The following is a 21745-nucleotide window of genomic DNA, read 5'->3' as shown; positions in this document are numbered from 1 at the left end:
AAAAAACTGATAAAGATCATATAAAAAAACTGCCTTAATAATATACATTTGCAGCGAATAACAAACTCAAACATACAACCTAAACTATGAACGCAATTAAATCTATCAAGGAGACAGATTTTTTAAAGAAACGAAGGTATGAAGCCGTAATGTTTCTTCTGACATTTTTCGGAATTTTTGGATACATTGGCCATACAATGGGTGTTTCCAATATGCTGAATACCATCATGCAAACTGCATGGGATTTGCTGATGAATACTGTATTCTACATTATGGGAATTACCGTACTTTCAGGCGCTTTGGGAAAACTATTAATCGAATTTGGTGTAGTAAGATTATTGGAGAAAATACTTGCTCCATTGATGAAACCTTTATTCAATTTACCTGGAGTTGGAGCTCTGGCCGGAGTTCTAACATTTCTATCTGACAACCCAGCTATCATTAGCTTGGCAAACGATAAAAACTTCAGTAAGTATTTTAAAAACTACCAATTGGTATCATTAACCAACTTTGGTACTGCTTTCGGTATGGGTTTGATCGTGATTACCTTCATGTCTACCCTTAAAGTTCCTGGAACTGATGAAAGCATGTTTATTCCAGCATTAATTGGTTTAGTTGGAGCTCTGTTTGGAGCTGTAGTATCAACCAGATTAATGCAAAGATTAATCAAAGGAAAAATTCCTGTTCGTACTGATAATGATTTTGAAGGGGCAACCGAGAAAATCAGCTTTAAATCGGAAGGTAGTGTTTTCTTAAGATTCCTTAATTCAATTTTGGATGGTGGTAAATCAGGGGTTGATCTTGGTTTGGCAATTATTCCTGGTGTTCTTATCATTTCGACAATGGTAATGATGCTAACTTTTGGTCCAAAAGATCCTACAATGGGATACCAAGGATTAGCATACGAAGGTGTACCATTGCTACCTAAACTAGCTGGACATGTTTGGTGGTTATTCGAAGGATTGTTTGGATTCAAATTTCCTGAATTGATTGCATTTCCAGTTACATCATTAGGTGCCGTTGGAGCTGCTTTATCACTAGTAAAAGCATTCTTGGCCAAAGGAATTATCGATGGAAATGTTGTAGCCGTTTTTACCGCAATGGGAATGTGCTGGAGTGGATATTTAAGTACACACACAGCAATGTTGGATACATTAAATTATCGAGAACTAACTTCTAAAGCCTTACTTTCTCATACCATAGGAGGTATTTTAGCGGGTACATTTGCCCACTACCTATATGTTCTGGTAAGTATGGTGATTTATTAAAATATTATCACACCTAAATGATTATGCCATCTCTACAGAGATGGCATTTTTTTTATACATTAATAGCTATTATTAAGGATTAAGCAAGAATTAACTCTTCCATTAACTCCTTAACTGTAGTTTTGAGCATCAATCATTAAATACATATCAAATGACAATTCTAAAAAAGTTATTCTACATTTTAATTTTAATTGGTGTTGCCTCATGTAATTCTTGCGACAAATCGGATAGCAATACTGATGTGAAAAAACAGGAAGTACCGACTGCTCCTGCAGGAAAATATTCAGCAATTTTTGGAGGAGGACCATTTTACACCGGAGGAATGGAAGTAATCAATGATTTAAAATCATCAGGTTTCTCAACTGTAATTTTATGGACCATTCATATCCACGAAGATGGAAGTATGAATTACAACGATACCCCAATTATCAATGCGGAAGGTGAATTTATTGGTGATCCTGAATGGAAATCGAGATTGGAACAGTTGACAACAGCTCCAACTTCGGTTGATAGAATTGAATTGGGAATTGGAGCCTGGGGAGCCAAATCGTGGCAAGTGATTAAAGACTTAATTGCCAAAGAAGGTACAGGACCAGAAACAAAATTATATAAGGCATTACAAAAGTTGCAAGATATAACTGGTGCTACAGCGATTAACTACGATGATGAAGTTACTTTTGATGTTGCTTCAACCGTTGACTTTACATTAATGTTGGCTGATATGGGATTAAAAGTTGGTTTGTGTCCTTACAACGAAACTGAATATTGGAAATCGGTTTACGAACAAGTTGAAGCCAAAAAGCCAGGAACCATCGACCGTGTTTATCTTCAATGCTATGCCGGAGGAGCAAGAAATAAACCTTCAGAATGGAACCAATACTTTGGAAAGCTAAAAGTATCGTATGGACTTTGGAGCAGAAATGGTGAAAACTGCCAAGATGGAGATAATCCTGCTGCTATTCAAGAGAAAATAACGAATGAGAAAGCCAATATTGATGGAGGATTTATTTGGTTGTATGATGACATTCAAAAATGCGCAGCTTATGGAAAATCAAGCTCCTATGCGAAAGCCATTAATGATGGATTAAAATAGTACCGAAAAACTTATATAAAAGTAAATGCCATCTCCATGGAGATGGCATTATTTATTCTTTATCATTTGTTTTTTCACAAATCTGAGTTTCTGAAAGAATCATTTGTTGAAAACAGCACTTCGCTGAATTTCTGAAAGGAAATTTTCTTGTTTTTTTGGAAATCTGAGTTTCTGAGACTTTTTACAAGGCATTTTTCAAAAATCTGAGTTTCTCAACGCAAATTTCATTGTAAAATTGAATTCTCTGGATTTCTCAAAGCATTTTTCCTTGAAAATTTAAAAATCTGAATTTCTTACTCCCATTTTCGAGAAGAATTTGGTTTCTCTGGATTTCTCAGAACATTTTTACTTGTAAATTTCATTCTCCAGGTTTCTGAGTGAAAATTACAAGGACTATTCAACAAATCGGAGTTTCTCACTCCCATTTTCAAGGAAGCAATCATTCCGCTTGATTTCACTCTGCTATTTGCATGCAATTTTTCCTGCGTCAACTAATTTTTACAGTGATTACTCCATCGTAACCACCGTAATTCCCGATCCACCCATTTGAATTCTTTCGTCTTTAAAATGACGAACCAAGTCAACGGTTTGCAGGTAATCGCGAATCAATTGACGCAGAATTCCATGTCCTGTTCCGTGAAGAATTCTAAATTCCTTCACGTCCAGCATAATTGCTTCATCTACATGATCCATTACAATTTGCAATGCCTCATCGCCACGCATACCTCTCACATCAATATCCTGGCGGAAATTTAATTTTCTTTTCGAGATACGTTCCTGAACCAAAGCCGAAGTTTGATTGTACGTTTTCTCCTGTTTTTTCAACTGCGATTTAGAAACCTTTGACAAGCGTTTGGCCTTTACCGAAGTTAAAATACTTCCAAAGGCAACCACAGCGGTTTTCTCATTAATCTCAATTACTTCGCCAATGGTATTCTGATTATCCAACTTCACCATATCACCTTTCTCAATCACATCAGGATTGAATTGCATTTTAGCTTTGGCAATTGGTTTCGAAGTTGAAACTTTATCTGTCGATTCAGTTACTTCTCCTGTTTGGCCTTTTCGCTTTTCGCGATTTTTCAGTTTCTGGATTTTGCGGTTGATACGCTCCTCCTCTTCCAACTCGGCTTGAGTAAGCTGTACCTTAGTTTCCTCGAACTGTTTTCTTGCCTTCTTGGTTCTTTCCTTTTCGGCCTTACTTTCTTTAATTTCGCGAATGGTCTTTTCAATGGTCTTATTCGCGCTTTGCAGTAAATCCTTAGCTTCTTGCTGAGCCTTTTCGATAATTTCCTTACGAAGCTTACTTGCATCCTTCAGCTCCTTATCGTACTGTTCAACCAGTTGGTTCAACTTTTTATCGTTGCGACGGATCTTATCGCGCTTGCTTTCCCAGTAACGCTTGTCGCGAACAATATCACGCAAGTGCTTGTCGAAATTGATATGATCTTCACCAACTTTCTCGGTTGCAGCTTTTAGAATTTCTTCTGGCAAACCAATTTTTCTTGCAATCTCGAATGCAAAAGACGATCCTGGCTTTCCCACCTGCAATTGGAACAATGGGCGCATTTGGTGCGAATCGTACAACATGGCACCATTTTCAATTCCTTCTGCTTCCGATGCAAAGTGTTTCAATCCTGAATAGTGAGTTGTGATTACCCCACAAACTTTTTTCCTGTTCAGTTTATCTAATATTGATTCAGCAATGGCTCCACCCAAGGCAGGTTCAGTTCCCGTACCAAACTCATCAATCAACACCAAAGTATCCGTATCTGAATGACGCAGGAAGTGTTTCATGTTCATCAGATGAGAACTGTAGGTACTCAAGTCATTCTCTATGGATTGCTCGTCACCTATATCAATGAAAATTTTATCGAAAATACCAATTTGTGACTCCTCTTCCATCGGCACCAAAAATCCACACTGAAACATGTATTGTAACAATCCAACGGTTTGCAAACAAACTGATTTACCACCAGCATTTGGTCCTGATATCAGAATAATTCTCTGTTCGGCAGATATCTGAAGGTTCAAAGGAACAACTTTTCGCCCTTCGTTTTGTAAGGTTAAGAACAACAATGGATGTGTAGCCTTTTCCCACAACAAAGTTGGTGTATTAACCATTTTAGGCAATAATGCTTTTACCTGAATGGCAAACATGGCCTTGGCTCGAATAAAATCGATTTTAGCCATAAACTCATAGGCCAAAAATAAATCATCGATATACGGGCGAAGTTGGGCTGTAAACTCCTGTAATATTTTAATGATTTCGCGTCGCTCGGCGTACTCCAACTCTCTAATTTCATTGTTGGTTTCAACAATTTCCGAGGGTTCTATATAAGAAGTTTTACCAGTTGCCGATTCATCGTGAACAATCCCTTTTATCTTTCTTTTATAGGCCGAAGGTATAGGAATTACAATACGGCCATCGCGAACAGAAAGTGCTACATCCTGATCCACCCAACCTTCTTTCTGAGCGGCACGAAGCATAGACTGCATTCGTTTTGAAATGCTAGATTGCTTTTGAATTAAAGAGCTTCTGATATGCTGTAATTCAGGAGATGCATTATCTTTTATTCTCCCATTTTTCGTGATAATTCCATCAATTCTATTAAAAATGTAAGGGTACATTTTCACGTTCCCTGTCAATTTCATCAGGTATGGATATTCACCTTCATCCTTTTTTTGAAAAAATCGCAAGATTGAAGAAATGGATTCTAAAGATCGCTTCAAATTGTATAGTTCTTCCAATTCAAGATAAGTTCCATCAATTCTAACTTTCTCTAAACTTCCACGAACATCAATAAAGTAGCCCAAAGGGAAGTTCTCCTCCTCTAAACAAATGGTTTTAAATTCGTTGGTTTCGTTCACCATTCGATTCACATTCTTAAATGAATTCGAAAAGCTAATCTCGTCAACCAAATCCCTTCCCAAGGAACTTAAACATTGTTTCTTAACCAGTTCTCTTACCTTGTCGAACCTTAGTTTTATCTCAAAATTTTCCGGATATATCACGCGTTATCTTTCTGTCTTAGTTTATTCCTTGCAAAATTAACAAAAGTGATGGATAGGCAAAAAGAAAGGAATAATACAATATTGTATTATTCCTTTTATTTCATTCCTTTATGAATCTTAGTAAAGATCTATGAAATTCCCTTTTTTATCCATCCTAAAAATGGAACAATACCTTTTGCTGTTGCCTTTATAGTCATATTCATATATTCCATACTTCTGGGTATTGATTAACAACAAATAAGAGTCATCCGATTCAAACACCCAATCTACTTTAAACGAATGTTCAATTTCGAATATTTTGGTTTTTTCATGAAGTCTACCATAACCTTTATCTACAAGTCTTTGATTTTGAAACAAGGAGACATTATAATCCTTAAACTGCCATCCCCAAATTCTCCTGTCATGACAATAATTAATATCTTCATCATAAAGATCACAGAAATAATCATCACTAGAAAAAACATTAGACGAGTCAAAAGAAAAATTCCGTCTTAAATTAATCTGATACTTCTTATTATAATTTCGTTGAACAAGTTCCCCATCATATAAAGCATATAGCATAACACCTGTTTCTCTTGAATTTATTCTCACATCAGAAGTGTAATGGTTGTAATCTGCAAAATATTCAAAATCACTAACCCATGTTTCATTATCATCATTAACTTTCAATGAAAATCTTTTTTGCTCAATGTGCCTTGCCTCATTAAAACCTCCATCAATCTCACAAAGTATTACAAAATCATTCTCATTTAAAAAGCCAATATCTTTAATCTGAATTTCATCCTCGTCCTTATAAATAGTTTTCTTTTCAATTAATTCTCCTGATATTTTTCTTCTCTCAAGAATTGCTTTGTGCCCTTTAATCCCAACTATCAATAATTCTTCACTATCAAAGCTAACTATATGTGCTTTATCATATGTCATATCCTCAATTACTCTTGTCGAATTATCTGATGGATTTACAAGAACAAAGCCTACATTAGTAAGAAAAAGAATATTACCATCATCCATCATTTTAGCTTCAAGAATCTGATTTACATTTTCCAGATAATCAGACTTCTCCAATTCACCATTGGTATATTTATATAGAAATACACCTGCGTTTGTAAATGACTTTCTTTTTTTGGTAGCGATATAAATGCTGTTGCCACTTTCAACCAGAGCACATCCCACTTCATCCTCTTCAACTTCAGTTACAACTTTACCTATTACATTAATCCAGATAAATGTTTCTTTTGCAGAATATCTTGAGCTGCGAAGATCAAAATAAATGCGATACAAACCATTTTTATCAAAGCTAATTGTTTGATCCATGGAATGAAAATCCCTTTCATCATCCGTATACCAATAGATTTCTCCAGCTTCTTCAATATTACATTTTGCCTGAAAACGAATGGGAGTGTTCACGGGTAGATATACGATATCACCCTGAATTTCTGCAGGACTTATTAATTCAATTTCTAATAGTTCATTGGTATCATCATTCGAATCCTCGTCGCAGGACACAAACACAAATGCTAATAGCATCAATAAAACAACAATACGATTCATTACAGTGATTATTATAATATTAAAAAGGAAGATGTTCAGTTATAAGTAACTCCTCCTATTTAATAACCTTCATTAATTCTATTTCTTTTCTTCACAATTTTTTTCCCAACACTCTTTGGCATAATCCGACCCCAAGTCCATACCAGATTTCCAGTCAGTACATGCATCTTCTTTTCTACCCATTTGAAACCAGCAAATTCCTCTGTTTACATATGCAGCAGTATATCCTGGCTTTAATTTTATTGCATAAGAATAATCTATGACAGCAGAAGACAGTCTTTTTTTCTGGAGACTAATGCTAGCCCTGTTGAAATAGTAATGGGGAACCAAATACAATTCCTCCCCATTCTTTTTACTATAGCTGATTGCCTTGCTATACTCTAAAAACGCCTTATTCAATTCACCTTTCATCCGGTAAATTTCACCTATGTAATAACAAATCTCATCATCTTCCTGAAACAATGAATAGGCTTTGTTAAGCAAACACAAAGAAGAATCTCTATATTCCTCGCACTTGGAGGCTATGGTATACAAGTACAAATACGGCTTTCTAAGCGTAGAATCTAATTGGATGGTTTGTTTTATCAATGGAAAAGCTGCTTTATACTCCTGATTTTGAATTTTCTCAATGGCTTTATTTCCAATATCAATCGCTAAATTTCTTTCTGCTCCGGTAACATCTCTTTTCTGAGCAAAAGTCACGGTTGTAATAAATACAATACAAATAGTTGTTAAAACTAATCTCATGAAAAAATTATAAATATTCTTGCTTACTCTTAAGATTTTCAGCTTCCTCTTTGTCAATGTTAGTTAAAATCAATCCTAACCGAAATTATTCTTCTTAATTCTTAACAATCGATAAATAAGTAAGAAAGGAATAGCTCTTAAAAGAACTATTCCTTTTATAAGTATCGTAACGATCAGACAATTAATATAGCTATATGAATATTACCGGCTTTTAAAATCTATATGCAAGTGATATTCTGGCATGATTATTTGAAAATTCCCAACTATGTCCTTTAGTTTCGTGAATTTTTTCATCATTTATTTCACTTTCATTTTTATACCAACTGAATGCAGGAGTTACTTCAGCTCCCAAGACAATATGATCATTAATTGGATAATTTACTCCTAAAACAAGATTCACTCCATAGTTTTTACTTTTATTTTCCAACTTATTGCCGCTAACCCATAAGTTATTTACAACATCTTCTTCCTTATGCTTACTAAAACCATAAAAAACATCCCAACCATACTTAAATTGGAATTTAGAAGATAATGGACTGTAATACTCTTTCCCTAAGCTAAAATTAAAACCCATATTTTTATACTCTTCATCCATTTCTCCTTCTCGCTCTAGATCACCTTTTGAATTGTTTAGTGAAATAACATTGAACCTCCACATTGATTTTTCATGCCCAATTTTATATACAAAACCAAATTCATCAAGATCACTAAAAACAAGACCAACTTCTTTGAGTCTTTCCTTTTCTTGTCCAAAAGTCAGCAAGGAAACTGACAAGATTGTCATTAATAAAAATATTTTTTTCATGTGTTAAAAGTTTAAGTTTTGCTTACTCTTAAGATTTTCAGCCTTCTCTCCTTTAGAATTATGTGCAATAAATATATTTATTATTTATGATATTTAAAATCTTTATTACATATTTATTATAATTCTAATTAATAGACAATAAAAAAGCTCACACAAAATTGTGTGAGCTTTTATGAGTATATCTCTATCAATTACTTTTCAGCAATTTCTTTTTTGCGGTTTTTAACATGTTTTTCAAGCCATTGATCTTGCTCCCAAAGCATGTGCATGATATTCTCTTTAGATCTATAAGAGTGACTCTCTTTTGGTAACATCACCAAACGAACTGTTGCTCCTAAGCCTTTTAAGGCATTAAAATAACGCTCACTTTGCATTGGATAAGTTCCCGAGTTGTTATCTGCTTCACCATGAATCAGCAACAATGCGTTGTTCATTTTTTCTGCATGCATAAAAGGTGACATGGTATAATATACATTAGGTGCTTCCCAGTAGTTTCTTTCTTCACTTTGGAAACCAAAAGGAGTAAGCGTTCTGTTGTAAGCACCACTACGAGCAATACCTGCTGCAAATAAATCGGAATGTGTTAGCAAGTTAGCAACCATAAATGCACCGTAACTATGACCTCCACAAGCTACTCTGTTTCTATCGATATACCCCATTTCATCAACAGCATCGATAGCAGCTTTTGCATTGGCAACTAACTGAGTGCGGAAAGTATCATTTGGCTCTTCATCTCCTTCGCCTACAATTGGAAAAGCTGCATCATCCAAAACAGCATATCCTCTGGTCAACCAGAAAAGTGGCGATGCCCAATACAAGTAAGTAAATTCATTCGAATTTGCAGTGGTTTGTCCTGCACTTGCTTTATCCTTGTATTCGGTTGGATATGCCCATAAAATCATTGGAACTTTTTCTTTCTTCTCCATATCATATCCTACTGGCAGATATAAAGTACCAGAAAGCTCAACTCCATCTTCTCTTTTGTATTTGATAACTTCTTTATAAACCCCCTCAATGCTCTTAAATGGATTCTCAAATGATGTAAGCTGCGTTAGTTTCTTCCCTTTTAGTTTTCTGAAAAAGTAATTAGGATACTCAGAGCTAGATTCGATTCTAACCAAAAGTTCTTTTTTCTTGACATCAAAGTTTCTCAAATCTTCAACTTTATCAGTGTATTTCGACTGATATAATCTTTGTGTTTTTTGAGTCTTTAAGTTGAACTTATCCAAAAATGGGAATTGTCCTTCTTTAGAATACCCAGCACCCAAACGGAATACATTATCCCCTTCCATGGCCAATGTATATTTTCCAAATTGGTTTCGGGCAGTTACAAATTCTCCTGGATCACTATATTTATCCTGGTAATTTCTATCACTAATTTTTGTTGGAGCTACAGTAGCATTAGAAGGATTGAATGTATAAGTTTTTGTATTTCTGGTATTCCACCAATAATCATGTGCTATTGCAATGTTCTCATTCCCCCAATCAATTCCTGCAAAACGATTTATGGTTTTCAAAATACTTTTTCCATTGCCTTTAAATGGAGCTTCTAACTGAAAAACTTCATCACGATAATCCACTTCATTTGCAGGATCACCTTCATCTAATGCTTCTACATAAATTAAAGATGCAGGCATATCTGAACGCCAGCTCACATTTCTTCTTCCCTGGCGAACTGCCATAAATCCTTGTGGAAGATCTTCAATCAATGGAACTGTCAAAACAGCTTCAACTTTCTTTGCTTCCTTTGTATATACTGTGGTTTTTGAAGGGAATCTGTAATAAGGAACCAGATAAGAGAAAGGCTTTTCAACCACCGAAATCATAACGTAATTTCCATCTGGAGAGAAATTAACACTTTTGTACATTGCTGATGGCAACCACTTTTCATCACTTCCATCCATTTTAACCTTGTACAATTCGGAAAGTGCCAATTGCTCAAAATTGTTCTCATCATTTTTATTTTTCAACAAATCCTGATAAGTTCTGTTTTGAGCTTTTTTACCAGCATTTTCAGAAATGGTAGGACCTGTTGGAACCGAACTCTTAGTATTAATTAATTCCTTTCTATTTTCTGGAACAAATTTTACAAGAACAGCTTCACCACTTTTAAACCAATTGATTGGATCTTTCAAGTTGGCATTAACTTTTGGTTCTGTTATTTTCGAGGCCGATGCTGATGCAACATCTAAAATCCAAACGGCAACACCTTTGCTGCTAGTATTTGTAAAGGCCAATTTAGATTGATCCGGAGAAAAAATAAAATTGCTTAATCTTGGATTCTTTGGCAAACCACTTACCTGTATAGCTTCGTCTGATTTAGACTTTAACCTTCTTAATTTAATGTTATTACTGTAGCTGGTTCTACTGCCTATATTGGTTTTAGGATCAATTCGTAATCCTCCCAAACGCATTTCTTCCTGCGACAATTCCTCTATTGTTTTGTATGCACTTCTATACAATAGAATCATGTTCTCTTTTTGGTTATCTAAAATTACCGATGGAGCTCTCTCCACATCAGCCAATTCCAAAATCTCTTTTGGAGGCTTTTGAAAATCGATATTATTTTGCGCACTAACATTAAGCGCTACAAAAAATAACAATACGTAAATTAATCTTTTCATTTTGTTGCTTTGATATAGTTAAAAGTCCACAAGGACGGTTGGTTCGCTATAAGGAAAAAATCAAAAACTTAAATTTATGGATTTAGATGCTGAATTCAATTTCTTTTCGACAAAATTATGATCACGGACGATTAACTTAGGCATCCACTATATATTCATTGCAACTTCATAAATATGGCAATTCAAAATAAACTCTTATCTTAGATAACTTTCACAAAAAATAATCAATTAACCCATTACCAATAAAGCTTTCTTTATGCATAACCTTAATGATTTTCTAACTTTAATTGAAGGATTTTTAGGAGGAAGCCAATGGTTTCCAATTTTATTAATAGGAACTGGCTTGTTTTATACCATTTATTTAAAGTTTCCCCAATTTAGATTTTTTAAACATGCCTTAAAAGTTGTTACCGGAAAGTATGACAAACCAGGAGAAAAAGGTGATGCGTCTCACTTTCAAGCATTAACCACAGCGCTTTCGGGAACCGTTGGAACCGGAAATATTGCGGGTGTAGCTTTGGCAATTTATTTAGGAGGTCCAGCAGCATTATTTTGGATGCTGGTAACCGCCTTTTTAGGAATGACAACCAAATTTGTAGAGGTGACTCTTTCTCACAAATATCGCGAAACCGATGAAAAAGGATTTATTTCTGGTGGACCAATGTACTACATGAAAAATAAACTGAACATGAAATGGCTGGCAGGTTTCTTCGCAGCCATGACCATCTTCTCATCTTTTGGTACAGGTAGTTTACCTCAAATTAACTCCATTTCCAACTCAATGTTTGCAACATTTGGATTTAATAAGATGTTGGTTGGAGGAGTTCTTTCTGTATTGCTTGCTTTTGTAATTTTAGGTGGAATTAAACGTATTGCCAAGGTTACAGAAAAGCTGGTTCCTGCCATGGCCATCATTTATTTTATTGGAGCATTGGCAGTAATCTTTTACAATTACGAAAACATTATTCCTTCTTTCGTGTCAATATTTACCAATGTATTTACAGGAACAGCTGCTGTTGGCGGTTTCTTGGGTGCCGGTTTTTCTTACGCACTAACCAAAGGTGTTAACCGAGGTTTGTTTAGTAACGAAGCAGGTCAAGGGTCTGCGCCAATTGCCCATGCTGCTGCAAGAACCGAAGAACCTGTTTCGGAAGGTATGGTAGCCATTCTTGAACCTTTTATCGATACCATTGTAATTTGTACCCTTACAGGCTTGGTAATTCTTTCTTCTGGAGTTTGGACTGAGAAATTGCCTAATCAGTTTCAATCAACCGATATGGTGGTAATGGCAGATCAATACAACGATACCAATGATACTGATCGCAAAAAGTTATATCATTTCCTGAATGGTAAAAGTGATCTTCCTGTCTTCTCAGGTGATTTGACTGTAGAAAATGGAGAAATTAAGAATGAATTAAGCATTATTAATGCACGCTCGGTTGCCGAAAATGTTAAAGTTTACGATTCGGAAAACAAACTATACAGTGGTAAAATTGAAATCACGAACGGAAAATACACTTCAGAAAATGGAATAACTTTTCAAGGAAATTCTCTAATGCATTCAGCACCATTAACGGCCGAAGCATTTACCCGAAGCTTATTAGGCGATTGGGGAAAATGGATTGTTTCCATTGGCTTGCTCTTATTTGCCTTTTCAACTGCAATTGCATGGGCATATTATGGCGGACGATCGGTTACCTATCTATTTGGCGTTAAAGGAGTACTTCCCTATCGTATCATTTATTGTATTGGATTTTTCATTGCATCCTTTGCTGATACAACAATTATTTGGACAATTTCTGGTATTACAATTGTTCTAATGGCACTGCCTAACCTTATCGGGATATTAATGCTGCATAAGGATATGAAATCAACATTAAATGCTTATTGGGATAAGTTCAAAAAAGAATATCCTTCGGAAGTATAAAAAACACAATAAGCTTGTAGTAAATAAGCTCTTCTGCCAATGGAAGAGCTTATTTTTTTTGATCATCCATCATACCAAGAGAAGAATCTATTGGAATTTAAGGAGTATGAATTTATTGCTGATTTATTTTATCACAATATCATATTGCTGTAACAAACCAGCCAAATCTTGTCTAGAAAACTTAGCCTTTTTTATTTTATTCGACTCGGGATGAATGGAATAATTGCTAGCTGAACTCAAATCTGCTTTCTCCAAATTGGTATATTCAAACACGGCACCTGCCAAATCACAATTCGTAAATACAGCTTGAGTCAAATCAGCCTCTGTGAAATCAACTTCATTTAATTGGCAGTTCGTAAATCGAATAGACTTTAATTTAAGCTGATAAAACGAACTAAGGTTTAGCATACAATTAGAAAAAGCAAAGGAAAGTAATAACTTCTTGCAATCCTGAAATGCAACGCCCAACATTTTACATGATTTAAATTGAACATCTCTGAATGCAGTATGATTCACATTGGCATTACTTAAATCACAGGAATCAAATGCACACTCTAAAAAAATAACTTTCGATAAATCAGAGTTGGCAAACCTGCAGTTTACAAATCGGCAATTGTCATATTCAGCCTTTGGTAAATCTGCTGTCGAAAAATCTTGGTTCTCGAAAACTTCTTCATCAATATAATCCATTAGTCTTGTTTTAAATAAATTTCTCCAACGCTATAACTTACTGCATATCCAGCTATTTTTACACGATCATCACAATTTGTACAATACAGCACTCCTTTTCGATCTGACAATTGATTGGCCGATAATTCATTCTTTCCAAGTTTTTCACTCCAAAAAGGAATTAGTGAACAATGCGCCGATCCGGTAACTGGATCCTCGAAAATACTTGCTCCTGGAGTAAAAAATCGAGAAACAAAATCAACCTCTCGACCAAGTGCCGTACAAACAATTCCTCCATGTCCCAAATCAATGCCTTTTAACTTATTCTCGTCTGGCTTCAAAGCTACAATATCGTCTTCATTTTCATAAAGTAATACGTAATCTCTAGCCTGAAATATCTCGAGTGGTTTAATATTCAAACTATCTTCAATAATGGATGGCAAAGAGGTTGGAACAGGCATTCTAGATGGAAAATCAAGAACATATCTATCACCTTCAAAAGCTACTTCTAAATCCCCACTAGCTGATGTAAAACGAATTTTATCCTCAAGGTAATTCAAATGTTTACGAATGACATGAGCCGTTGCCAATGTTGCATGTCCGCACAAGTCCATTTCTAATTCAGGAGTAAACCAACGAATATGAAAGCGGTCGGCTTCAGGAACGAAAAAAGCAGTTTCTGCCAGATTGTTCTCTTTGGTAATATTCAATAGTAAATCATCTGAAAGCCACTCTTCCAAAGGAACTACACATGCTGGATTCCCTCCGAATAGCTTATCTGTAAAAGCATCTATGTGATATTTTTTCAGTCTCATTTGTTTATAATTTTCTTGATATCTGGTTTTGTGTATAAATTTGATTTTATCACCTTACCATCTTCTCTGTATAAAGGTTTTCCATTCTCGTCTAATTTGCTCATGTTGCTGCGATGAACTTCTGAAAAAATTTCAGCGTATTTATCCTGTAGACCAAATTCTAAAACCGTTCCCATAACTACATAATGAATATCTGCTAAAGCATCGGCAACTTCAACGATATTACCCGATTCCCAAGCTGCTTTTAATTCATCAACTTCCTCCTGGATGATTTTTTGTCTTAACTCACAGCGTTCAAGACTTGGAATATTAGGTTGTTCTTCCACATTTACCCCAAAGGCATTGTGAAATTCATGTACTTTATCTAATGCTTTCATTCAAATTCTTTTTGCAAAGATTAAATATCACCAATTCTTTTAAAACAAAAAAGGCTTCCCTAAAAGGAAGCCTTGCAAATATTATCAAACCTGATCTTATTTCAATGTAACTGCGAAAGTAAGAAATAACTTTTCTGTTGCTGGATTCAGGGTTAATCCACCTCGAATAGGCAATGAAAACTTATCTGTTAATTTGATTTCATCATACATGGTAACATTAACATTTACCACATTAAATTTATCATCATACATTCCTTTAAAAGGAGAAAAACCTAGTGCATAAGAGAATTTTTTTCCACCAATTAAGTTCGAATATCCCAATTCAAAATAAGTAGAGTAATTCTGGTCTCCATTTTCATCTTTATCAAACTCTCCGTAGAAAAGAACAGATCCCATTACAGAAACAGGAAACTTTGCACACCCCTTATACTTTGCTGTAGCATCGAACAAATGAACACTGTTTTCACTATCGAAATCAAAGAATTTTGATTTTTCGAAATTAGGACGTGGACAATAAAAATCGTACACACTAAATTGGAAAAGTGGAGTATTATAAGAAACATACAAGTCAACCTCCTGATAGCTATCATCAGTTGCATAAGCTCCCCATGCACCAAATGTAAAACGACCGGTTTGAATCTCCAACGTTGGTTCAATAGTAGGTGCTGTACCACTATTACTACCTCTCCATAAGTGTTTACTAACAAAGTCAATACTGCGATTAACTTTGGTTTTTGATGGAAGTTTTTCAGCATTAACTCCCAAACAAATGCATACCAACCCAATTAAAGGGATCAGTTTTTTTAGGTTCATCTGTTAGAATCTTTAAGTGTTTGTGTTTGTTTTAAAAAGAAAGGATATTTCAGACTTAACCAGCTATTTATCACTGCGATTAGGTACATGATTTATCCATCTCTAAAAATCGCAGCAAAAATAGAAGATTAGAATATTTGAAATCATGACAAATGTGGTCTTTTTACAGAATTTTTCGCTGTTCTTTAACACAAAACATAAAATGCCGAAAAGTTGGGGTACAAAAAAAGGAAAGCTAATGCTTTCCTTTTTATATCTTCTAGTAAAAAATCTTTATAACACTTCGTAATAATCCGGCATTACAAACCATAAAATAACATAGATCAGTAGTCCCGGAAATCCTGCGCTAAAAATAGAAATTAGCACATACAGAATTCTTACAAGCGTTACGTCTAAGCCCAGGTATTCAGCAATACCCGCACAAACACCTGCAATCATTTTATTAGATGATCGCTGTAGTTTTTTACTCATTATATCCTTAATTAATCGTCGAACTCTTCGTCGTAAAGATCCTCTTGGTTTTCTAACTCATCATTGTAGAAGGTTTCAGCCTCATCCAACAAATCTTCAATCAAATTCTGATCTTCAGGTGTTTTATCCATCCAGTAAATTGTCTGGTTTGAATTAAAATCTTCTACATCACATTCGATAATACACTTAGGTGAACGTGTATGAACAATGAATAGAGTATCTGGTAACTCCTGCGAATTGTCTGCTAATAAAAACTTTGGTAGCATAGTATTTAATTATTAAATGTGCTGTAAATATAGGAAGAGATTGAATTCCAAGCAACAAAAATGAGGTGAACATCCCATAATTTTTACAACTCTTGTAATGGCTTCTTACAAATCAGACTCTTGACCACTTACTTCTTCCTCCATATCTAAGCCAAAATCATAGTCAACATCCACTTTTACGAGGATATTGTACTCTTCGGTACTTATCGGAAAAGCGTAAAAGCTCTTACCTGGACCCAATTGATAAGATTTTATATCATCTTCAAATCCATAGGGATAAAAATTCTGAACCAAATTCTTTAGTTCAGAATCCAGTTTCTTAAAACTTACAATTCTATTTTTCTTTGTCATTATATGAAAATTATACTCTGTCAATTTTAGTTTAATTCAACTTTGAGGATGAAAATTAATTGCAAAGTCTTCTTTATTAAATCCTTTATTTTTTTCCAATAAAAAATCATCTATTCGTAATATTACATCTTTTCACCCTCGATTGACTCTCTGTAAGGCTAGTATTTTTAGGGCAAGTGCTTATTTATTTTTGGTTTCAGTCTAAGTAAACGAAAACGTTTTCACAGCAATGTATACATTCAATTTTGGAAATATTTTTACATCAACGGTTTGTAATATTCAAAATGAATTCCTAAAATTGTACCCGAAATAAAGATCATTTTATCCTATTTAAACAAAACAATGAATAACATTCTTGGAAATACAATCACTTCTTCTTTTGCAAGTACAACTTGTTGTTGTATGTGTATGGATTGTATTAAACTGCAAGAAGGAGTTGTTTAAATTTATAGTAGGACAGAAATAACAACACTAGCCTTTTTGCAACAGCAGAAAGGCTTTTTTTATGAATTTACCTATAATCGAAACAAAAAATTTATTCATCAATTGTAACACAAATGCAAAACGAAAAATCATATCTCATTCATTCCTCATATCAAATGATGTGTTGTTGTATGTGTATGTTATGGTATCCACCTTAGCAGATTTCGTTGTGCATATAAGTGAACTAGCATACCGAGCCTTTCTGCGAACCAGGAAGGCTCTTTTTTTTATGAGTAAGCTAAAAAAAATGAAAGAAAAAACTTACAGAAGTATTGCAAAAACCATTTCGTGGAGAACCATTGGAACAATTGACACGGTGCTGATTTCATGGTTCGTGATTGGAGACATCACTTGGGCCATGTCGATTGGTGGCGTTGAATTATTCACGAAAATGGGACTCTATTTTTTACACGAAAGAACCTGGAACAAAATAAAGTTTGGAAAGGAAGATAAACACCCTGTCGATTACCACATTTAAAAGCAAAGTATCATGTCGAAGAAACAATTTTTACCCATAGCAATAGATATTACCAACAAGAAAATACTAATAATTGGTGGTGGCGAAGACGCCTATAAAAAATTAAAGATTTTACAGCGAAGTACCGATTTGGTAGAAGTTTTGGCTCCAAATATCATTAGCTGGATTAAGAATACAGGGATTAAATATCATGAACAACAGTACAATAAAGATGTTCTGAAAGATTACTATTTGATTTATAGTTGTGTTGAGGATCCTGCCTTTGTGCGACAGCTCATTCGCGATTGTAGAGAAGCTAATGTGCTACTGAATGTCCACGACCAACCTGATTTTTGTGAATTTGTTTCTCCGGCAATCTATAAACAAGATAATATCAGCATTGCTGTAAGTTCCAATGGCGAAGATGTATTTAAATCCATCAAAATTAGAAATCAACTAAAGGATTATTTCGAAAACTACAGACTTCAAAAACTCTTAATTGCAAACTAAATCATGACAAATCAATATCAAATAAATAACGAACAGCTTACCAAAATTAATGAGCTGGTAAAAGAACTAAACCAAGAACAGTTGGTTTGGTTGAACGGTTACATCTCTGGACTGATTAACGGTGACACCAGCAGTACAAACACACTGGCAACGGCACCCTCAAAATCATCAGAAAAGATTACAATTCTGTATGGTACACACACCGGACACAGCAAAGAAATTGCTCTGGACTTATACGATAGAGTTAGTTCCTTAGGCTTTTCACCTTCGCTTAAAGCTTTAGATGAATACAAGAAAAATGATTTGAAGAAAGAACAATACCTCTTTCTGATTGTAAGTACCCACGGTGAAGGTGAACCTCCTATTCAGGCAGAAGAATTTCATGAGTATGTGTTAGGCAACAAAGCTCCAAAGTTGGAAGGAACAAAATACTCGGTGCTGGCTTTAGGTGATAAATCATACAAGAAATTTTGCCAAACTGGTGTTGATTTCGACGAAGCATTCAAAAAGTTAGGAGCAGAAGAAATCGTTCCTATTCAGAAAGCAGATGTTGCATATGAAGAAATAGCCAACAATTGGATTGATTCTGTAGCAAATGAACTTCAAAAAATTCAGCCGGCAACAAATCCAACTGTTTCTGTTGAAAATTCTCCTGCGAAAAAGAAGAAATTCAATCGAACCAATCCGTTCTATGCCGAAGTTCTTGATAAGGTTCGAATTACAACAAAACAATCGGAGAAAGAAATTTACCATGTTGAAATATCGCTGGAAGATTCAGAAATAGAATATCAAGCTGGTGACAGTATTGGGGTTCTGCCTAGCAACCCTATTGATTTGGTTGATTTGATCATCAATCATTTTGCCGATGATCCTGAACGAATGGTTCAAGTTGGAGGTAAGGATGTAAGTTTGTTTAGAGCATTGCAACACAAGCTTGAAATAACGGTTTTAAATCGTGAGGTTCTTGAGAAGTACAACGAAATCGTAAAAAACAAAGAGCTCGCTACTTTGTTGGAAAATGAAGAGGCTCAGGATCAATATCTTTATGGAGCGGATGCGATCGACTTATTGGAAGACTTCCCTGGAGAAATTCAGACTGATGAATTCCTCGGAATTTTAAGGTTGCTTTATGCTCGCCTCTACTCTATTTCTTCTGGTCCGACTCAAAATCCCGAAGAGGTTCATATCACAGTTGCTTCGCTTAGGTACAAGCACAAGAAAAGAGAACGAAATGGTGCATGTTCCACTTACATTTCAGATCAAATAAATGTAGGCGATCACATACCAATTTTTATTGAGAAGAATGAATCTTTCCGATTGCCAAAAGAAACAGATAAGCCTTTGATTATGGTTGGAGCAGGTACAGGAGTATCCCCATACCGAAGTTTCCTGCAGGAGATTGAGCAAAACAACAAGCAAACCAACAGTTGGCTATTTTTCGGGAACCAGCGTTTCAAAGAAGATTTTCTGTACCAGGTAGAATGGCAAAAATATTTGCAAAAGGGAGTTCTAAACAAATTGGATGTTGCTTTTTCAAGAGATCAGAACGAGAAAGAGTATGTACAGCATAAACTCAAACAAAAAGCATCTGAGGTGTTTCAATGGTTAGAAAACGGTGCTCACTTTTACATCTGTGGTGATAAGAATTACATGGCAAAAGATGTGCAGGAAACCTTAAAGGAAATCATTACCAGCGAAGGTGGAATAACAGCAGAAAAAGCAGATGAATATCTGAAAAAATTAAAGAAAGAGAGACGTTTACTTCTTGATGTTTACTAGAAAAAAAAGCAAAATCATGTCAGATCAAAATATAAATTGGGCAGACTTGTCCGAAGTTGAAAAAATTAAAGTCGATAGCAATTATTTGCGAGGAACATTGGCTGAAAGTATTGCCGATCCCATTACAGGAGCAATTGCAGTAGACGATCGACAGGTATCAAAGTTTCATGGCATTTACCAGCAATTCGACAGAGATACCGAAAGGGAAAGAAAAAAGACCAAACTGGAACCTGACTACTCTTTCCTTATCCGAGTAAGGGTGCCAGGTGGATTGGTGAATGCCGATCAGTGGTTGCAAATGGATCAAATTGCAGATGTATACGCCAATGGTACGCTAAAGCTCACTACCCGACAAGCCTTTCAGTTTCATGGTGTTTTAAAGGGAAATCTGAAACCAAGTATTCAATCCATAAACAAGGCACTATTGGATACCATTGCAGCCTGTGGTGATGTAAACCGAAATGTAATGGCCAGTCCTCATCCGTATAGTTCCAATGTGTTCGATCAGGTTCAGGATTATGCCAACAAAGTAAGCGATCATCTTACACCGCGTACGCCTGCCTATTACGAAATTTGGTTGGATCAGAAAAAGGTAGCCGAAGGATCGCAGGGAGAAGTTGAACCTTTATATGGTCCGGTTTATTTGCCTCGCAAATTCAAGATTGGTTTTACCATTCCTCCTTTTAACGATACCGATGTATTTACCCAGGATATCGGCTTTATAGCCATAGAAAACAATGGTGTGCTTGAAGGTTTTAATGTTGTTGCAGGTGGTGGATTGGGAACCACTTTTGGCGATGCTGAAACCTATCCCCGACTGGGAACTGTATTGGGCTTTGTAAAAGCGGAAAATACGGTAGATATAGCCGAAAAAATTGTACTGGTTCAAAAAGAACAGGGGAACCGAAAGATCCGAAAAAATGCACGTTTAAAATATACCATCGACCGATTGGGCATAGATAAATTTAAGGAACTGCTGCACGAAAAGTTAGCTTATGAACTGGAAGCTGCACGAGAATATGCCTTAATCAGAAATGGTGATAAGTTTGGATGGCATCAAAGCGTGAATGGCGACTGGTACCTTGGATTATTTATTGAAGGTGGTAGAGTGAAAGATGTTGAGAGTGTGAAGACCAAGACTGCTTTGCGGGAAATCGCTGACTTGAATATTTCAGATTTTCGTCTTTCTGGGAATCAGAACCTGATTCTTGGAAAAATTAAGGGCGAAGACAAAAACAAGATCAATGAAATCTTGAAAAAGTACGATTCACTTCCCAGTACAATATCGGGAACAAGATCGAATTCAATTGCCTGTGTGGCTTTGAACACCTGTAGTTTAGCTTTTGCCGAGGCAGAAAGGTATTTGCCGGCTTTAATCGATAAAATTGAAAGCAGTTTAAGCGATTTTGGTTTATTCAAAGATGAAATTGTGATTCGAATGACTGGCTGTGCCAATGGTTGTGGAAGACCCTATGTAGCAGAAATAGGATTTATAGGAAAAGGTCCGGGCAGGTATAATCTCTACCTGGGAGGAAACTTTAACGGAACAAGACTAAATAATCTGTATCGAGAAAATGTAAACGAAGAGGAAATTCTTCAAGAACTTCGCCCAATACTGGAAGATTATTCGCAAAATAGAACTGAAGGAGAACCTTTTGGGGATTTTGTGATCCGAAAGCAATACGTAAAGGAAATCGTAAATCCTAAAGATTTTAAACACTAAA

General features: G+C 35.4%; 19 protein-coding genes. 7 read left to right on the top strand and 12 right to left on the bottom strand.

The annotated features are described in order from the left end of the window. The first annotated feature begins 86 nt into the window (after positions 1-86). Positions 87-1268, top strand: a complete 1182-nt coding sequence (locus ACKPCA_RS00330) for a CD0519/CD1768 family membrane protein (RefSeq protein WP_054714904.1) — start codon at positions 87-89, stop codon at positions 1266-1268. A 151-nt stretch (positions 1269-1419) separates the two neighbouring features. After that, on the top strand, positions 1420-2361 hold the full coding sequence (locus ACKPCA_RS00325; protein ID WP_321280666.1) for a hypothetical protein: 942 nt from the start codon (positions 1420-1422) through the stop codon (positions 2359-2361). Between the two features lie 507 nt (positions 2362-2868). Here the strand turns inward: ACKPCA_RS00325 and ACKPCA_RS00320 are convergent. The 5 genes from ACKPCA_RS00320 to ACKPCA_RS00300 all read right to left on the bottom strand — a co-directional run bounded on the left by ACKPCA_RS00320 (position 2869) and on the right by ACKPCA_RS00300 (position 11103). Then, a complete protein-coding gene (locus ACKPCA_RS00320) occupies positions 2869-5376 on the bottom strand; it encodes an endonuclease MutS2 (protein WP_321280665.1) in 2508 nt (835 codons plus the stop codon). Positions 5377-5493: 117 nt separating this feature from the next. Continuing rightward, the gene (locus tag ACKPCA_RS00315; RefSeq protein WP_321280664.1) at positions 5494-6927 is read right to left on the bottom strand and encodes a hypothetical protein; all 1434 of its coding nucleotides are present in this window, start codon (positions 6925-6927) and stop codon (positions 5494-5496) included. Positions 6928-7005: 78 nt separating this feature from the next. Further along, a complete protein-coding gene (locus ACKPCA_RS00310) occupies positions 7006-7674 on the bottom strand; it encodes a hypothetical protein (protein ID WP_321280663.1) in 669 nt (222 codons plus the stop codon). 211 nt (positions 7675-7885) lie between these two features. Further along, entirely contained in the window at positions 7886-8479 is a 594-nt protein-coding gene (locus tag ACKPCA_RS00305; RefSeq protein ID WP_321280662.1) for a hypothetical protein, read from the bottom strand. A 191-nt stretch (positions 8480-8670) separates the two neighbouring features. Next, complete coding sequence (locus ACKPCA_RS00300) at positions 8671-11103, bottom strand: alpha/beta hydrolase family protein (RefSeq protein WP_321280660.1); 2433 nt, start codon at positions 11101-11103, stop codon at positions 8671-8673. A 256-nt stretch (positions 11104-11359) separates the two neighbouring features. Between ACKPCA_RS00300 and ACKPCA_RS00295 the strand changes: the two genes are divergently transcribed. Beyond that, positions 11360-13030 carry an alanine/glycine:cation symporter family protein gene (locus tag ACKPCA_RS00295; RefSeq protein ID WP_321280659.1) on the top strand — a complete coding sequence of 557 codons (1671 nt, stop codon included), beginning with the start codon at positions 11360-11362 and terminating at the stop codon, positions 13028-13030. A 123-nt stretch (positions 13031-13153) separates the two neighbouring features. Here ACKPCA_RS00295 and ACKPCA_RS00290 read toward each other — a convergent pair whose 3' ends face one another. From ACKPCA_RS00290 to ACKPCA_RS00260, 7 genes are all read right to left on the bottom strand, one after another. Continuing rightward, entirely contained in the window at positions 13154-13720 is a 567-nt protein-coding gene (locus ACKPCA_RS00290) for a pentapeptide repeat-containing protein (protein ID WP_321280658.1), read from the bottom strand. Beyond that, positions 13720-14514 (bottom strand): PhzF family phenazine biosynthesis protein, encoded by a 795-nt coding sequence (locus ACKPCA_RS00285; RefSeq protein ID WP_321280656.1) that lies wholly within the window; start codon positions 14512-14514, stop codon positions 13720-13722. Before ACKPCA_RS00285 ends, ACKPCA_RS00290 begins: the two co-directional genes overlap by 1 nt. Next, positions 14511-14891: a nucleoside triphosphate pyrophosphohydrolase family protein gene (locus ACKPCA_RS00280; RefSeq protein WP_321280654.1), complete on the bottom strand. Its 381-nt coding sequence runs from the start codon at positions 14889-14891 to the stop codon at positions 14511-14513. The genes ACKPCA_RS00285 and ACKPCA_RS00280 overlap by 4 nt, the downstream gene beginning before the upstream one ends. A 96-nt stretch (positions 14892-14987) precedes the next feature. Next, entirely contained in the window at positions 14988-15704 is a 717-nt protein-coding gene (locus tag ACKPCA_RS00275) for a hypothetical protein (RefSeq protein WP_321280653.1), read from the bottom strand. Between the two features lie 273 nt (positions 15705-15977). Beyond that, on the bottom strand, positions 15978-16175 hold the full coding sequence (locus ACKPCA_RS00270; RefSeq protein ID WP_054714879.1) for a PspC domain-containing protein: 198 nt from the start codon (positions 16173-16175) through the stop codon (positions 15978-15980). 11 nt (positions 16176-16186) lie between these two features. Next, entirely contained in the window at positions 16187-16441 is a 255-nt protein-coding gene (locus tag ACKPCA_RS00265) for a hypothetical protein (protein ID WP_054714877.1), read from the bottom strand. A gap of 105 nt (positions 16442-16546) precedes the next feature. Then, entirely contained in the window at positions 16547-16792 is a 246-nt protein-coding gene (locus tag ACKPCA_RS00260; protein ID WP_321280650.1) for a hypothetical protein, read from the bottom strand. Between the two features lie 730 nt (positions 16793-17522). On the opposite strand from ACKPCA_RS00260, the gene ACKPCA_RS00255 reads away from it, so the two are divergent. Genes ACKPCA_RS00255 through ACKPCA_RS00240 form a run of 4 tightly spaced genes read left to right on the top strand, consistent with a single transcriptional unit; the run spans position 17523 to position 21744 of the window. Further along, positions 17523-17753 (top strand): DUF2061 domain-containing protein, encoded by a 231-nt coding sequence (locus ACKPCA_RS00255; protein WP_054714950.1) that lies wholly within the window; start codon positions 17523-17525, stop codon positions 17751-17753. Between the two features lie 12 nt (positions 17754-17765). Beyond that, complete coding sequence (locus tag ACKPCA_RS00250; protein ID WP_321280647.1) at positions 17766-18242, top strand: precorrin-2 dehydrogenase/sirohydrochlorin ferrochelatase family protein; 477 nt, start codon at positions 17766-17768, stop codon at positions 18240-18242. 3 nt (positions 18243-18245) lie between these two features. Continuing rightward, complete coding sequence (locus ACKPCA_RS00245; RefSeq protein WP_321280646.1) at positions 18246-20021, top strand: assimilatory sulfite reductase (NADPH) flavoprotein subunit; 1776 nt, start codon at positions 18246-18248, stop codon at positions 20019-20021. A gap of 16 nt (positions 20022-20037) precedes the next feature. Next, positions 20038-21744: an NADPH-dependent assimilatory sulfite reductase hemoprotein subunit gene (locus ACKPCA_RS00240; protein WP_321280645.1), complete on the top strand. Its 1707-nt coding sequence runs from the start codon at positions 20038-20040 to the stop codon at positions 21742-21744. Position 21745 lies beyond the last annotated feature (1 nt).

The organism is Marinifilum fragile, assembly GCF_963677365.1.
In the GTDB taxonomy this organism is placed as follows: Bacteria; Bacteroidota; Bacteroidia; order Bacteroidales; family Marinifilaceae; genus Marinifilum; species Marinifilum fragile.
Note: the sequence above shows the minus strand (reverse complement) of the source record. Positions and strands in the feature narration are given on the sequence as shown.

Bases quoted from the DNA above. Each gene is read 5' to 3' on its own strand.
- ACKPCA_RS00305 (WP_321280662.1), bottom strand. From the start codon at position 8,479: ATGAAAAAAATATTTTTATTAATGACAATCTTGTCAGTTTCCTTGCTG.
- ACKPCA_RS00330 (WP_054714904.1), top strand. From the start codon at position 87: ATGAACGCAATTAAATCTATCAAGGAGACAGATTTTTTAAAGAAACGA.
- ACKPCA_RS00250 (WP_321280647.1), top strand. From the start codon at position 17,766: ATGTCGAAGAAACAATTTTTACCCATAGCAATAGATATTACCAACAAG.
- ACKPCA_RS00240 (WP_321280645.1), top strand. From the start codon at position 20,038: ATGTCAGATCAAAATATAAATTGGGCAGACTTGTCCGAAGTTGAAAAA.
- ACKPCA_RS00285 (WP_321280656.1), bottom strand. From the start codon at position 14,514: ATGAGACTGAAAAAATATCACATAGATGCTTTTACAGATAAGCTATTC.
- ACKPCA_RS00295 (WP_321280659.1), top strand. From the start codon at position 11,360: ATGCATAACCTTAATGATTTTCTAACTTTAATTGAAGGATTTTTAGGA.
- ACKPCA_RS00255 (WP_054714950.1), top strand. From the start codon at position 17,523: ATGAAAGAAAAAACTTACAGAAGTATTGCAAAAACCATTTCGTGGAGA.
- ACKPCA_RS00310 (WP_321280663.1), bottom strand. From the start codon at position 7,674: ATGAGATTAGTTTTAACAACTATTTGTATTGTATTTATTACAACCGTG.
- ACKPCA_RS00265 (WP_054714877.1), bottom strand. From the start codon at position 16,441: ATGCTACCAAAGTTTTTATTAGCAGACAATTCGCAGGAGTTACCAGAT.
- ACKPCA_RS00260 (WP_321280650.1), bottom strand. From the start codon at position 16,792: ATGACAAAGAAAAATAGAATTGTAAGTTTTAAGAAACTGGATTCTGAA.
- ACKPCA_RS00245 (WP_321280646.1), top strand. From the start codon at position 18,246: ATGACAAATCAATATCAAATAAATAACGAACAGCTTACCAAAATTAAT.
- ACKPCA_RS00325 (WP_321280666.1), top strand. From the start codon at position 1,420: ATGACAATTCTAAAAAAGTTATTCTACATTTTAATTTTAATTGGTGTT.
- ACKPCA_RS00275 (WP_321280653.1), bottom strand. From the start codon at position 15,704: ATGAACCTAAAAAAACTGATCCCTTTAATTGGGTTGGTATGCATTTGT.
- ACKPCA_RS00270 (WP_054714879.1), bottom strand. From the start codon at position 16,175: ATGAGTAAAAAACTACAGCGATCATCTAATAAAATGATTGCAGGTGTT.
- ACKPCA_RS00290 (WP_321280658.1), bottom strand. From the start codon at position 13,720: ATGGATTATATTGATGAAGAAGTTTTCGAGAACCAAGATTTTTCGACA.
- ACKPCA_RS00300 (WP_321280660.1), bottom strand. From the start codon at position 11,103: ATGAAAAGATTAATTTACGTATTGTTATTTTTTGTAGCGCTTAATGTT.
- ACKPCA_RS00280 (WP_321280654.1), bottom strand. From the start codon at position 14,891: ATGAAAGCATTAGATAAAGTACATGAATTTCACAATGCCTTTGGGGTA.
- ACKPCA_RS00315 (WP_321280664.1), bottom strand. From the start codon at position 6,927: ATGAATCGTATTGTTGTTTTATTGATGCTATTAGCATTTGTGTTTGTG.